Genomic DNA, 14,299 nt, shown 5'->3' with positions numbered 1-14,299 from the left:
GTATGTTGTGCCGATCGCCGCCCCCGATGGAGGATGGGCGCCACTCGGTGGGCGGGTCGCCGAGGCGTGGTGGGTGACGTGCGCGGAAAGGCGGCGACCGGTGGGGGACCCCGAGAAGCAGTGGTGGTTGGACGTCGTTCGCACCGAGGCGGCCGCGGTACTGGGTCGCCCGCGTGACGACGTTCCGCCCGACGGGGCGTTCGCCGACATGGGCTTCGACTCGCTGAGCGCGCTCGAACTCACCGAGCGGCTGGCCGACGCGAGCGGACTGCCGCTCTCCGGCACGCTCGCCTTCGACCACCCCAACCCCGCGGCGCTCGCCGCCTACCTGGCGGAGCAGGCCGGACCGGCCGGACCCACCACCACCGTCGCGGTCCGTCCGTCCGGTGGAGAGGCGGTCGCCACCGGCGATCCCATCGCGATCGTGGCGATGGCCTGCCGCTTCCCGGGCGGAGTGTCCACTCCGGACGCGTTCTGGGCCGACCTGGTCGACGGGCGGGACCGGATCGGCCCGTTCCCCACCGACCGGGGCTGGGATCCGGACCTGTTCCACCCCGACCCGGACCAGCCCGGCTCCACGTACGCCCGACACGGCGGTTTCCTCTACGACGCGGGTGACTTCGACGCCGGATTCTTCGGGCTGTCGCCCCGGGAGGCGCTGGCCACCGACCCGCAGCAGCGGCTGATGCTGGAGATCTCCTGGGAGGCGCTGGAGCGGGCCGGGATCGACCCGCGCGCGCTGCGGGGCAGTCGCACCGGCGTGTTCACCGGGGTCATCGGCAACGACTACGCGCCGCCCCTCGGGGCCGTCCCGCCGGACGTCGGCGGCTTCCTGCTCGCCGGCAACGCGTCGAGCGTCGTCTCCGGACGGGTGTCGTACACGCTGGGCCTGGAGGGGCCGTCGCTGTCGGTGGACACGGCCTGTTCGTCGTCGCTGGTCGCCCTGCACCTGGCGGCCCGGTCGCTGCGTGCCGGGGAGTGCGCCCTCGCGCTGGCCGGTGGGGTGACCGTGCTCGGGACACCGTTGGTCTTCACCGAGTTCAGCCGCCAGCGCGGCCTCTCCCCCGACGGACGGTGCCGGTCGTTCGCGGCGGCGGCCGACGGGACCGGGTGGGCCGAGGGCGCCGGGGTGCTGGTCCTCGAACGTCTCGCCGACGCCCGCCGGAACGGTCGGCGCGTCCTGGCGGTCCTGCGGGGCAGCGCGGTCAACTCCGACGGGGCGTCCAACGGACTGACCGCGCCGAACGGCCCGTCGCAGCAGCGACTGATCGCCGACGCCCTCGCCGACGCGCGACTCGCGCCCTCCGACGTGGACGCGGTCGAGGGGCACGGCACCGGAACGCGGCTCGGCGACCCGATCGAGGCCAAGGCGTTGCTCGCCGCGTACGGCGCCGGACGGCAAGACCCGCTCTGGCTCGGGTCGGTCAAGTCCAACATCGGTCACACCCAGGCGGCGGCCGGCGTGGCCGGCGTGATCAAGATGGTGCTCGCGCTGCGGCACGGGCGGCTGCCCCGCACGCTGCACGTCGACGAGCCGACCCCGTTCGTGGACTGGTCGGCCGGCCCGCTGCGCCTGCTCACCGAGGAGCAGCCCTGGCCGGGCGGGACCGCGCCGCGCCGTGCGGCGGTCTCCTCCTTCGGGATCAGCGGCACCAACGCCCACGTGATCCTGGAGGAGACGCCGGACGAGCCTGGACCGACCGGCGGCACGACGACGGCCGGGCCGCTGGTGCTCTCCGCGCGGACCGAGGCCGCCCTCCACGAGCAGGCCGGGCGGTTCGACGCCCTGCTCGACGACCGGCCGGACCTGCCGTTCGGCGCGGTGGCGGCGGCCGCCGCCGCGCGTACCCGGTTCGAGCGACGGGCCGTCGTGTCCGACCGTGACGGCCTCGCCGCGCTCGCCGCCGGACGGGACGCCCCGACAGTGGTCACCGGCACGGCCGCCGAGGGCAGGCTGGCCCTGGTCTTCTCCGGGCAGGGGTCGCAGCGGGCGGCGACGGGACGGGACCTGGCCGCGGCCGAACCACGGTTCGCGGCGGCTCTCGACGAGGTCTGCGCCGCGCTGGACCGGCACCTGGACCGTCCGGTCCGGACCGTCCTCGACGACGCGGACCTGCTGGACCGGACCGGGTACACCCAGCCGGCCCTGTTCGCCGTGGAGGTGGCGCTGTACCGCCTGCTGCGGCACTGGGGGGTCCGGCCGGACGTCGTCCTCGGCCACTCGGTCGGCGAGATCACCGCCGCGCACGTGGCGGGCGCGTTGTCGCTGGACGAGGCCGCCCGGCTGGTCGTCGCGCGTGGCCGGATGATGCAGGAACTGCCCGCCGGCGGCGCGATGGTCGCGATCCAGGCCACCCCGGACGAGGTCGAGCCGCTGATCGCCGACCCGGCGGCGCGGGTCGGTCTCGCCGCCGTCAACGGCCCGGCCTCGGTCGTGGTCGCCGGCCCGCAGGACGCGGTCCAGGCGGTCGCCGACGCGTTCGCCGCCCGGGGCCGCAAGACCACCCGCCTGCGGGTCAGCCACGCGTTCCACTCGCCGCTGATGGACCCGATGCTGGCGGAGTTCGGCGCGCTGGAGGCGCAGCTCACCCACGCGCCGCTGGAGATCGCCCTGGTCGCCAACGAGACGGGGCAGACGGTCGACGCGATCGCCCCGGGGCACTGGAGCCGGCACGTACGGCAACCGGTGCGGTTCGCCGAGAGCGTGCGACGGCTCCGCGACCAGGGGGTGACCCGGTTCCTGGAGGTCGGTCCCGGGGGCGTGCTCTCCGCCATGGTCCTCGACTGCGTCGACGACCTGGACGCCGCCGACCCCACCGGCGGCCGGACGGTCGCCGTGCCGCTGCTGCGCGCCGGACGCGACGAGGCGGACTCGGCGCGGGAGGCGCTGGCCCGCCTCTTCGTCGCGGGCGTCGACGTCGACTGGACCACGGTGGTCGGCGGGACCGGACCGCACGTGGAGCTGCCCACCTATCCGTTCCAACGTCGGCGGTACTGGCTGACGCCGTCGGTCCGGCCGTTGCTCGGGGAACCGGTCGAGGTGCCGGCGGCGTCGGGCCGTGGCGGGCTGCTGCTGACCGGTGAGCTGTCGGTCGCCGCGCAGCCGTGGCTCGCCGACCACCGGATCGGTGGCGCCGTCGTCGTGCCGGGCGCGCTGCTGGCGGAGCTGGCGGCGCGGGCCGGCGACCACGCCGGATGTCCCGAGGTGGTCGAGCTGCTGTTGCAGACCCCGCTGGTGCTCCCGGAGACCGGCGTCGTCGAGACCCGGGTGGTCCTCGCCGAGCCGGAGGTCGGCGGGACGCGTCCGCTGACGATCCACGCGCGCCACCCCGACGGGCCGTGGACCCCGCACGCGACCGGCGCGGTCGCGCCGGTGCGGACCAGTGACGCCACCCGGCTGAGGATCTGGCCGCCGCCGGGCGCGACACCGCTGGACACGGCGGGCCTCTACGACCGCCTGCGCGCCGCCGGCTACGACTACGGTCCGGTCTTCCAGGGGCTCGGACGGGCGTGGCGGCGGGGCGACGAGGTCTTCGCCGACGTGACGCTGCCCGCCGGGGCGGCCGGCACGGACGGGTTCCTGCTGCACCCGGCCCTGCTCGACGCGTCGCTGCACGCGCTCGGCCTGGTCGGCGACGCCGACCCGGAGGGCGGGATCGCGCTGCCGTTCACGTGGACCGGCCTTCAGCTCCACGCCCACGGCGCCTCGACGTTGCGGGTCCGGCTGACCCGCGTGGCGGACGGCGTCGACGTCGTCCTCGCCGACGCCGCCGGCGCGCCGGTCGCCTCGGTCCGGCAGGTCGCCCTGCGGCCCGTCGCCACCGACCAGCTTCCCGGCGGGCCGGCCGCGCCGGGCGGATCGTACGAGCTGCGGTGGGTGCCGGTGGACCCGCCCCGGTCCGGGGCCACGGTGGTGTGGCTCGACGACCTGGCGGCGTCCGACCCGGTCCCCGACGTGGTCTTCGCCGAACTCCCGGCCGGTGGCGACGACCCGCACGCCGTGGTTCCGGCCGCGCTGCGCCTGGTCCACCGCTGGTTGGCCGAGCCCCGGTACGCCACGGCCCGGTTGGCGGTGGTGACCCGGGGCGCGGTCGGTGACCCCCCGCGTGACCTGGCCCAGGCGGCGGCGTGGGGGCTGCTGCGGTCGGCGCAGTCCGAGCATCCCGGGCGGTTCGTCCTGGTGGACCTGGACGACGCGCCACAGTCACGGTCGGCGTTGGCCACGGCGGGCGTCAGCGGTGAGCCGCAGGTCGCCGTCGACGCGGGGAACCTGCTGGCGCCCCGGCTCCACCGGGCGGTCGGGGCCGCGTCCGGCGCCCCGGAAGCACCCGCCCCCCGCCCGTGGAACCCGGACGGCACGGTCCTGCTCACCGGCGCGACCGGTGCCCTCGGTCACCTCGTGGCACGGCACCTGGTCGAGCGGGGCCGGGCCCGGCACCTGCTGCTCACCTCCCGGCGCGGGCCGGACGCCCCCGGCACCGCCGACCTGGTCCGCGAGCTGGAGAAGGCGGGCGCCGAGTCGGTACGCGTCGTCGCGTGCGACGTCGCCGACCCGACCGCCCTGGCCGAGGTGCTCGGATCGGTGCCCGCCGCGCATCCGCTCACCGCGGTGCTGCACCTGGCCGGGGTGCTCGACGACGGCGTCGTCGAGGCGCAGACGGCCCAGCGGGTGGCCGCGGTGCTGCGCCCGAAGGCGGACGGCGCACGGCACCTGCACGAGCAGACCCGGGAGCGCGACCTCGCGGCGTTCGTGCTGTTCTCCTCCGCCGCCGGGCTGCTCGGGTCGCCGGGACAGTCGGGTTACGCGGCGGCCAACGCCTATCTCGACGCCCTCGCGCAGCACCGGCGCGCGAGCGGGTTGCCGGCGCAGTCGCTGGCGTGGGGTCTGTGGGAACTGCCGGCCGGCATGGCCGAGCAGGTGAGCGCCGCCGGGTTGCGCCGGATGCGGGAGATCGGGCTGGCGCCGCTGTCGGCGGAGCGCGGGTTGGACCTGCTGGAGGACGCGCTCGACTCGGACGCGGCGACGCGGGTCCTCGCCGAGGTCGACGCCGCGCTGCTGGGCCGGCACGACCGGCGGGCGGTTCCGGCCGTACTGCACGCTCTGCTCGCCACGGACGCGCGCGGCTCCGGCGTCGCCGCTCCGGCACCGGCCACCGGACCGGTCGGGCCCGACATCGCCGGTGGACCCGGGTCGACCGACGGCGGCGGGGCCCGTCCGGGTGGCGCGGACCTTGCCCGTACCCTGCCCGGACTTCCCCCCGCCGAACAGGACCGGGTGTTGCGGGAGATGGTGCTCGCCGAGATCGCCCGGGTCCTCGGCCACGCGTCCGGCGACGAGCTGGACGGCTCGCGGTCGCTGACCGACCTCGGGTTCGACTCGCTGACCGCCGTGGAGCTGCGCAACCGCCTGGCCACCGCGACCGGGCTCACCCTGCCGGCCACGCTGGTCCTCGACTATCCGAACGTGCGCGAGCTGGTCGGGTACCTGCGGGGCGAGCTGATGCCCGAGCGGGCGACCACGGCGCTCGGGGTGCTCGAGGACCTGACCCGGCTGGAGTCCGACCTGGCGAGTCTCACCCTGGACGCGGTGGCCCGCAAGCGGCTCGCCGACGCCATCGGTCGCCTCATGTCGAGCGTGGACGCCGGTTCGGACAAGGTCGACGCGACGGGGGACGACTTCTTCGACCTTCTGGACTAGTGCCTCGTCACGCAGCCGCAAACGGGTGTTCGGCGCGGATCGCCCGCCCCGACACCAACTGGGTGTCCGAGGCTTCGCGGCTGCCTGAGGTGCAGTCCGCTCGGCGTGTCGTACATCTGAGCTGCCACAACTGCGTGCGGTAGCGGATGTCCGCTCACCCGCCGACCGGCTTCGCCACGGAGATCGCGGCGCGTTCCGGCGCCGGCGGTCCTCGGGCTGGACACCGGCGCCAGCGGCACCGGAGCACGGTCGGTGCTCGAGACCGCGGTGCCCGGCCGGAGCACGATTCCGGTCGAGCCGACACCGGAACGGCTCCGCGCTCTGGGCGCGGCCGCCGCCATGCTCCACGCCGTCGACGCCGTGCCCGCACCGGACCTGCCGGTACGCACCCGCCCGATCCCGGCCAGCGACTTTCCCCGGCAACGCCGACTCGGAACCGACCGGACCACACCACTGCTGCGGGCCGTCCACGCGCACCTGCGCCGGCTTCCGGTGCTTACGGGCAGGCAGGTGCTCGTCCACGGTGACCTCTGGCAGGGCAACTTGCTGTGGGACGGTGACACGCTCACCGGCATCGTCGACTGGGACATGGCCGGGGTCGGCCACCACGGTGTCGACCTGTCCTCGCTCCGCCCGGACGCGGCGCTCAGGTTCGGCGGCGACGCCGCGGATCAGGTGCTGGCCGGATGGGAACAGGCGACGGGGGAACCCGCGCGGGACCTCGCCTTCTGGGACGCGACCGCCGCGCTCAACATGCCGGGAGACCTGGCCGTGTTCGCCCCCGCCATCCACGACCAGGGCCGAGGGGACCTCAGCCCCGCCACCCTGAACGAGCGCCGCGACACGTTTCTCCGTCACGCGCTCGGTCGGCTTCGACAGCCCTGACGTCCGGCGCAGCACCCTCGTGGCGGGCGGCAGGGGGACCTGACGGACCGGTGACCGGCTCAGGCCACCGGGGCGGCCTCCACCGCGTGGACCTCGATCCCGGAGCCGAACAGCCCGAGCAGGATGTCCCGGACCGCGTCGCGCAGGGCCGCGCACGCCACCGGGTCGATCAGGCTGGCCAGGGAGGCGATGCCGAGGTCGAACCGGGACGCGAACTCCACCCGCACGTCGTCGCCGACCTCGACGACCAGCCAGGAGCCGGTGAACATGGCGAAGTCGCCGGTCAACTGGTCGAAGGCGATCCGGCGTGCGACCGGGTCGATCTCGTCACGTTCGGTCCAGACCAGGATGCCCTTGCGGAAGTTCACCTCCCAGGTGGACTCCACCTCGGTCGGGCTGACCTGGGTCACCCCGACCGTCCGTACCGTGTCGGTGAAGTTCGGGTAGGCGGCGAAGTCGGCCAGCCGGTCGAACGACTCCTTGGCATCCGCCCCGGGCAGCAGCGCGTGCACGACGACCGAGCACTCCATCAGACGGTCTCCTCAGCTCGGGTTGAAGATCATGACTGCAACCCCTGGACAAGATGGTGCAGGGACACCCGCCACGCGTCCTCGACCTCGGCGGCGGTCATCGCGGGCGGCCCGTGGGGGATCGTCCCGAACGACGTCGGCAGCAGCTCCGGAATGATCACCAGTCCGCAGACCGCCACCACGCCGTCCAACCGGGCCAGGTCCTCGGCGGCGAGGACGTCGGCGAACGCGGGACGCACCAGGCGGTCCACGATCGACGGGTCCGCGAGCCGGGGCGTGGGCATGTCGATCCCGCTGTCCCGGCCGACCTCGGTGACCAGGTCGAGGTAACGCTCCACCGGCATGCCGGCGGGCCCGGCGGTCAACCAGTACTCGCCGTCGCGCAGGCCGGCGTCGATGACCGCGCGGATGCCCCGGGCGACCATGTCCTGCGGCACGAGGTCGAAGAAGGTGCCGGGGTGCGCGGGAATGAACGGAAGCTTCCCGGTCAGCAGGTACTCGGCGAGCTGGTGGACGCCCTGCTTCTGCCGGATCACCCCGGTGCGGGAGTCGCCCATGACGATCGCCGGACGGACGATCACCGCGTCGATGCCGCTGTCGCGGACCATCCGCTCGCCGAGGTACTTCGACGTCACGTACTCGTCCGTCCGGGCGGCGGTCTTCTCCGTGCCCAGCCGGCCGCCGCCACCGGTCCGGCCGTGCCGGGACACGTAGGCGGTGCTGACGTGGACCAGGACGGCGTCCGCCTCGGCGGCGAACTCGATCACCCGGCCGAGGCCCTCGATGTTGAGCCGGTCGACCTCGGCCTGGTCGGCGGAGAAGTTGACGATGGCGGCCGAGTGGACCACCACGTCGACCTCCGCGCACAACTCCCGGTAGGCACGGCGGTCGAGCCCCAACGACGGGGCGTGCAGGTCCAGCCGGACGACCCGGTCCGAGCCGGCCGGCAGACGCCGGAACACCCCGGCGATCACGTCGTGCCCGGCCAGCTCGGACAGCACGGCGGTGCCCACGACGCCGCTCGCGCCGGTGACCAGGACGGTGCGTCTGGTCATGCCGTGGGACCGGTCGTCACGGCGGGGAAACGTGCGGCCAGGGCGGCACAGGCACGCGCGAACGAGGCGACCAGCCGGGCCTCCTCGGCCGGCGTCATGGTCGCCGGCGGGGTCAGCCGGAGCACCGGGTGCGCGTTCATCGAGTGGTTCACCACCACGTCGTTGTCGAGCAGGTCCATCAGGAACTCCGCCGCGTGGTGACCGGCCCGGAACTCGACGCCGATGAGCAGCCCGACGCCACGGACCTCGGCCACCAGGTGTCCGATCACGCCCACCGCCTCGGTCAACGCCGCCAGCAGCCGCGCCCCCAGGGCGCCCGCGCGGTCGACCAGGCCCTCGTCCCGGATCACCTCGACCGTCGCGCGGACGGCGGCCATCGCGATGGGCGCCGCGGAGAAGGTGGACGTGTGCAGGTAGGGGTCCTTGTCGAGCGGCGCGAAGGCCTGCCTGGTCGCCAGGGTCGCCGCGACCGGCACCAGGCCTCCGCTGAGCGCCTTGCCGACCAGCAGGATGTCCGGCCGCACCCCGTCGCGGTCCGCTCCCCACCAGGTCCCGAGGCGTCCGAGGCCGGTCATCACCTCGTCGAGGACCAGCATCGCGCCCCGGTCGCGGCAGAGCTCCTCGACCGCCTTGAGGTAGCCGGGCTCCGGGATGATCACCCCGCCCTCGCTCTGCACCGGCTCCACGACCACGCAGACGTCCCGGTCGACGACGGCGGCCAGCTCGTCCAGGTCACCGAAGCGGACGTGGACGACCTCCGGCAACAGTGGACGGAAGGGGTCCTGGTAGAGCGACCGGGCGGTGAGCGAGAGCGCTCCGGTGGTCTTGCCGTGGTAACCGCTGTGCATGGAGACCAGCCGGTGCCGCCCGTTCGCTCGGGCGATCTTGATGGCGGTCTCCACCGCCTCCGCGCCCGAGGTGGAGAAGTGCACCTTGTCCAGACCCTCCGGCGCCACCGAGGTCAACGCCGCAGCGGCCCGCGCCGCGGGCTCGTTCAGCAGCACCCGGGTGGAGAGCGCCTGGCGGTCGATCTGCTCGTGCACGGCCGCGCGTACGGCCGGGTGGCCGGCACCGACGAGGAACACGCCGTAGCCGGCGCAGTTCAGCAGCTGGCGACCGTCGGCGGTGTGCACGACCGCGCCCGTGGCGCCGACTTCCAGCGGCGTGTTGAGCATGGCCGCGACCCGCCCCTGCCCCTCACCCAGGTGCCGGCGGTACAGGTCGAAGACATCGGAGGACACCGCGGAAGTGTGCCCGACGGGCGACAACCGATCAAGGGCGAGCCGGACGACGCTCGCATCCGGACGGTCAGTCGGGCCGGGGAGACGGAGGATTGCTGCGCAAACTGAAGTTGATCTAAGGTGCCCACGTGGACGCGTATCGCGAGATCACCTATGCCGTTGCCGACCAGACCGTCACGATCTCGCTCAACCGTCCGGAGGAGCGCAACGGCTACACCGTGCGGATGGCCGACGAGCTCGCCCACGCGTTCGACCGCGCCGACTCCGACGACGACGTGCGGGTGGTCATCCTGACCGGAGCGGGCGAGCACTTCTGCGCCGGGCTGGACCTGTCCACGTCGGAGCTGGACACGCCCGACGATCCCGACGCCGCCTGGGCGGAGCCCGCCGGCCGCTGCTCGATGCGGATCTTCGAGATGAACAAGCCGGTCATCGCCGCGATCCGGGGCGCGGCCGTCGGCGCCGGCGCGACCATCATCCTGCCGGCCGACTACCGCCTCGCGGCCACCGACGCGCGGTTCGGGTACGTGTTCAGCCGGCGCGGCATCTACGCCGAGGGCGCGTCCGCCTGGTTCCTCCCCCGCCTGGTCGGGATGGGGACCGCTCTGGACTGGATGGTCAGCGGGCGGGCCTTCGACGCCGCCGAGGCGCTCTCCGCCGGCCTGGTGCACAGTGTCCACGAACCGGAGCACCTCCTCGACAAGGCGCACCAGCTCGCCCGGACCCTCATCGCCACGACCGCGCCGGTGTCGGTGGCGGTCATCCGGCAGATGCTCTACCGGATGAGCGCGCATGACTCGCCGTACCCGGCCCACCGCCTGGACTCCCGGCTCTCGGCCGACGCGGTGGACAGTCCCGACGCCCAGGAGGGCTTCGCCTCCTTCCGGCAGCGGCGCAGCCCCGCGTTCCCCGGCCGGGTCGGCAAGGACCTTCCCGGCTACCTTCCCTGGCTCGGCGAGTGACCCCTATGCTGGCCCGGTGACGCCGCAGTCGACCGGGGCGGGCCCGGAGATCACCGAACGGATCACCGTGGCGGCGCCGGCCCGGACGGTGTACGCCGCCGTCGCCGACGTCCGACGGATGGCCCGGTGGAGCCCGGAGTGCTTCGCGGTCTGGGTCACCCGACGCGACAGTGGACGCCCGGAGCGCTTCGTCGGCTGGAACCGTCGCGGCCCGTTCCTCTGGTTCACCACCTGCCGGGTCGTCACCGCCACGCCGGGCGAGGAGTTCGCCTTCGACGTCACCACGTTCGGCCAGCCGGTGGCCCGCTGGGGATACCGCTTCGCGGAGACCGGCGCCGGCACCGACGTGACCGAGTACTGGCAGGACCGCCGCAACGGCGCGGCACGCCTGCTCGGTCGGGTCTTCACCGGCCGGGCCGCGACCGAACGTCCGGTGGTCAACCGGGACGGTATGCGGGAGACGCTGCGCCGGTTGAAGCGGGAGTTGGAAGCCGCCTGAGGCGTCCCGGCCACCCGGGTTCCGGCGCGGTCACTGCCAGTGGAAGACCGGCCGCCCGGGTTCCGGCGCGGTCACTGCCAGCGGAAGAGCAGCGCGGCCACGACCGTACCGCCGACCGCCGTGACCGCCAGGCCGACCAGGTTCGACGCGTCCACGGACGCGCCGGCCCAGGCGGCGGAGAGCGCCTCGACCGTCGCGCCGAACGGCAGCCACGAGCCGACCCGCGCCACCGGGTCCGGTAGGGCGGCGGTGCCGCCGAACAGCCCGCCGACCGCCCCGAGCGCGAAGAAGGCGATCAGGCCGATCGCGACGGCGGAGTTCGGCGACGGCGCCAGCGAGGCGACGATCATGCCCGCGCCGTACATCGCGGCGACCGCGAGCCCGGCGACGCCGAACGCGACGCCCACGTCCACCGGCGGGCGGGCCCCGAAGGCGGACACGGCGACGGCGAGGGCCACCCCGATGCCGAGGACGGCCTGCGCCAGGCTCACCACCATCTGCGCCACCAGCACCATCACCGGCGAGGCCGGAGTGACCGCGAGCCGGCGCAGGATGCCGGTGCGGCGGTAGTAGGCCAGGAAGCTCGGCATGTTGATCAGACCGATCGAGGCCAGCACGATCGTGAAGACCAGCGGCAGCACGTGGACGTCCAGCGCCGAGCGGCCGGCGACGACCTCCTGGTCACCGGCGGCCGAGGCGTTCATCACCATGATCAGTAGCGGCAGGACGATCGGCACGACCAGGCCGGCGGTGTCCCGGACGACCATCCTCGCCTCGCACCGGACGAGGGTCAGCCAGGACCGGGGGCCCGGACGCCGGGTGGTCACCCCGGTCATGCGACGTCCTCCCCCACGAGTTCCCGGCCGGTGAGGGCGACGAACGCCTCCTCCAGGTTCCCGACGCCGGCCCGGGCGACCAGGCCCGTCGGGGTGTCCAGGGCCACGATCCGGCCGCCGTCGAGGAGCGCGACCCGGTCACAGAGCCGCTCTACCTCGTCCATCGCGTGGCTCACCAGCAGCACGGTCTCGTCGCGCAGTTCCTCGATGCCCGCCCACACGCGTCGCCTGGCCCGCGGGTCGAGCCCGGTGGTGAGTTCGTCGAGGATCACCACGCGCGGGCGACCGACCAGGGCGAGGGCGATGGAGAGCCGCTGCTGCTGGCCACCGGAGAGCTTCTCGAAGCGCGTCCGGGCCTGCCCGCCCAGCTCGACCAGGTCGAGCAGCTCGGCAACCGGGCGGGGGTTCGGGTAGAAACTGCGGTAGAGGCCGACGAGTTCGACGACGGTCAGCGCGTGGTGCAGGTACGCCTGCTGCAACTGCACGCCGAGCACCTGACGCAGGGCCGCCCGGTCGCGGAGCGGATCGAGGCCGAGCACCCTGACCCGTCCCCGGTCCGGGATCCGCAGGCCGGCGATCATCTCGATCGTCGTGGTCTTCCCGGCCCCGTTCGCCCCGAGGACGCCCAGCACCTCACCGGTCGCCACCTGGAAGCTGACGTCCTCGACCGCGACGACGTGGCCGTACCGCTTGTGCAGGTGTTCGACCTGAATGGCGGGTTCCTTCATGGCTGCCATGCTGGTCGCCACACCCGGTCCGCCGCCTGTGCCACAGGTCAGTCGGGCCGACCATGACTTCCGGCACCCCTGGACCGGCCGGCCCGGCCGCTAGATTGGCGGCATGCGCCGGATCGGGCCCGACGAGTGGTCGGGCCTCGCAATGCTCATCGTGTGCCTGGGCGCCGGGTCACCCGTGCCGCTCGGCCTGGTCACGCCGGCCGTGCCGGTGCCGCTCTGGGTCGTCCTGTTCCTGACGTCGATGGTGGCGGCCGTCGCCGCCGTGGCGGAGGTGGGTCCGCTGGCCGCCCGCCGGGCCGCCTACGCCGTGGCCGTCGTCGCCGGCTGGGCCGTCGTGGTGACCGCCCCGCAGGCCGGGCTGCTGCCGGTCCTGCTGGTCGTGCTCGCCGCGCTCGGCGCGGAGGTGGTCCGGCCGCCGGTCGATCTCGCGGTGGTCGCGCTGAACACCGGCGTGATCGCCCTCGCCGCGCACCGGAACCACGGGGACGGCGTCGAGCTGGTCATGATGGCCGCGTTCTACGCGCTGATCCAGCTCGCGACGCTGTTCAGCCTGACCGCGATCCGCCGGGAACGACGCCTGCGCCGCGAACTGGCCCGGGCGCACGTCGACCTCCAGGCGGCGAGCGTGCTGCTGGCCGGCTCGGCGCGCGCGGCGGAACGCCTGCGCATCTCCCGGGAGCTGCACGACCTCATCGGTCACCAGCTCACCGTCCTCACCCTGGAACTGGAGACCGCCCGGCACCGCCGGGGCGAGGCGGCACGGGAGCACGTCGAGCGGGCCAACCGGGTGGCCCGCGGCGTGCTCGCCGACGTCCGCGTCACCGTCGGCGCGCTGCGCGCCGGGCCCGCCACCGACCTGGCCGAGGCGCTCCGCGAGGTCGGCCGCGACGTCCCGGGGCTGGACGTCGTGGTCGAGGTGGGCGACGACGTCGAGGCGGACGAGGAGCAGACCGCCGCGCTCGTCCGGGCCGTGCAGGAGATCGTGACGAACACGCTGCGGCACGCCGGAGCGGACGAGCTGCGGGTCGGCGTGGCACGGGACGGCGACACGATCCGGCTGACCGCGACCGACGACGGCCGGGGCGCGGCCGAGGTGGTCCCCGGCAACGGGCTGCGCGGCATCGCCGAACGGTTCGCGGCGCTCGGCGGCGACGTCGGGTACGACGGCACGTCGGGCTTCCGGTTGACCGCCCGGATGCCGGTCCGATGACCCGGGTGGTGGTGGTCGACGACCAGACGCTGATCCGGCAGGGCATCCGTGGCCTGCTGGCCGTGGCCGGCATCGAGGTGGTGGGCGAGGCGGACGACGGGGCGGCGGCGCTGGACGTCGTCGCCGACACGCGGCCCGACGTCGTCCTGCTCGACCTGCGCATGCCGCACCGGGACGGCATCTGGGCGCTGCGGCAGCTGCGCGACCGCGGGCTGGACGTCCCCGTGCTCGTGCTCACCACCTTCGACGACGACACCCTCGTCCTCGACGCGCTGCGCGCCGGGGCCCGCGGCTACCTGCTCAAGGACGTCACGCTGGAGCAGCTGACCCGGGCCGTCAAGACCCTCGCCGCCGGCGGGACGCTCGTCGCCGCGTCGATCACCGACCGGCTGCTGCGTGCCATCCGCTCCGCGCCGCCACCGGTCGGGGTCGACCCGACCCGCCCGCAGGCGCTGACCGAACGCGAGGTGGAGGTGCTGCGGCTGGTGGCCGAGGGGTACACCAACCGGGAGATCGCCGGCGTGCTGTTCCTCGCCGAGGGCACGGTCAAGAACCACGTGTCGGCGATCCTGCTCAAGCTCGGCGCGCGGGACCGCACCAACGCGGTGCTGCGGGCCCTGCACGAGGGCGTGCTGCGGTGAGGGGC

Annotated in this window: 9 protein-coding genes and 2 pseudogenes; 6 read left to right on the top strand and 5 right to left on the bottom strand. The window is 74.4% G+C overall.

What is annotated here, in order from left to right:
- Window positions 1-127: 127 nt before the first annotated feature.
- Window positions 128-5,698 (top strand): annotated as a pseudogene (locus tag QSK20_RS24335) (SDR family NAD(P)-dependent oxidoreductase); the annotation flags it as partial.
- A 198-nt stretch (window positions 5,699-5,896) separates the two neighbouring features.
- Window positions 5,897-6,583: pseudogene (locus QSK20_RS24330) on the top strand (aminoglycoside phosphotransferase family protein); the annotation flags it as partial.
- Window positions 6,584-6,642: 59 nt separating this feature from the next.
- Here QSK20_RS24330 and QSK20_RS24325 read toward each other — a convergent pair.
- The 3 genes from QSK20_RS24325 to QSK20_RS24315 are packed head-to-tail and all read right to left on the bottom strand — an operon-like array spanning window position 6,643 to window position 9,409.
- Window positions 6,643-7,113: a type II toxin-antitoxin system RatA family toxin gene (locus QSK20_RS24325; RefSeq protein WP_285790929.1), complete on the bottom strand. Its 471-nt coding sequence runs from the start codon at window positions 7,111-7,113 to the stop codon at window positions 6,643-6,645.
- 29 nt (window positions 7,114-7,142) lie between these two features.
- On the bottom strand, window positions 7,143-8,168 hold the full coding sequence (locus tag QSK20_RS24320) for an SDR family oxidoreductase (protein ID WP_285790928.1): 1,026 nt from the start codon (window positions 8,166-8,168) through the stop codon (window positions 7,143-7,145).
- Window positions 8,165-9,409 carry an aspartate aminotransferase family protein gene (locus QSK20_RS24315; RefSeq protein WP_285790927.1) on the bottom strand — a complete coding sequence of 415 codons (1,245 nt, stop codon included), beginning with the start codon at window positions 9,407-9,409 and terminating at the stop codon, window positions 8,165-8,167. The genes QSK20_RS24320 and QSK20_RS24315 overlap by 4 nt, the downstream gene beginning before the upstream one ends.
- Window positions 9,410-9,537: 128 nt before the next feature.
- Here QSK20_RS24315 and QSK20_RS24310 point away from each other — a divergent pair, with 128 nt between their 5' ends.
- Together QSK20_RS24310 and QSK20_RS24305 are read left to right on the top strand one after the other, a co-directional pair.
- On the top strand, window positions 9,538-10,371 hold the full coding sequence (locus QSK20_RS24310; protein WP_285790926.1) for an enoyl-CoA hydratase-related protein: 834 nt from the start codon (window positions 9,538-9,540) through the stop codon (window positions 10,369-10,371).
- Window positions 10,372-10,387: 16 nt separating this feature from the next.
- The gene (locus QSK20_RS24305; protein WP_285790925.1) at window positions 10,388-10,870 is read left to right on the top strand and encodes an SRPBCC family protein; all 483 of its coding nucleotides are present in this window, start codon (window positions 10,388-10,390) and stop codon (window positions 10,868-10,870) included.
- Between the two features lie 71 nt (window positions 10,871-10,941).
- Here the strand turns inward: QSK20_RS24305 and QSK20_RS24300 are convergent, their stop codons facing one another.
- Window positions 10,942-11,706 carry an ABC transporter permease gene (locus QSK20_RS24300; protein WP_285790924.1) on the bottom strand — a complete coding sequence of 255 codons (765 nt, stop codon included), beginning with the start codon at window positions 11,704-11,706 and terminating at the stop codon, window positions 10,942-10,944.
- The gene (locus QSK20_RS24295; protein WP_285790923.1) at window positions 11,703-12,434 is read right to left on the bottom strand and encodes an ABC transporter ATP-binding protein; all 732 of its coding nucleotides are present in this window, start codon (window positions 12,432-12,434) and stop codon (window positions 11,703-11,705) included. Before QSK20_RS24295 ends, QSK20_RS24300 begins: the two co-directional genes overlap by 4 nt.
- Before the next feature lie 112 nt (window positions 12,435-12,546).
- On the opposite strand from QSK20_RS24295, the gene QSK20_RS24290 reads away from it, so the two are divergent.
- The gene (locus tag QSK20_RS24290) at window positions 12,547-13,653 is read left to right on the top strand and encodes a sensor histidine kinase (RefSeq protein ID WP_285790922.1); all 1,107 of its coding nucleotides are present in this window, start codon (window positions 12,547-12,549) and stop codon (window positions 13,651-13,653) included.
- Complete coding sequence (locus tag QSK20_RS24285; protein ID WP_285790921.1) at window positions 13,650-14,294, top strand: response regulator; 645 nt, start codon at window positions 13,650-13,652, stop codon at window positions 14,292-14,294. Before QSK20_RS24290 ends, QSK20_RS24285 begins: the two co-directional genes overlap by 4 nt.
- Window positions 14,295-14,299: the final 5 nt, after the last annotated feature.

This window comes from Micromonospora sp. NBRC 101691, assembly GCF_030269285.1.
Taxonomy (GTDB): Bacteria; Actinomycetota; Actinomycetes; order Mycobacteriales; family Micromonosporaceae; genus Micromonospora; species Micromonospora echinospora.
This window is presented reverse-complemented; position numbering and strand designations above follow the sequence as displayed.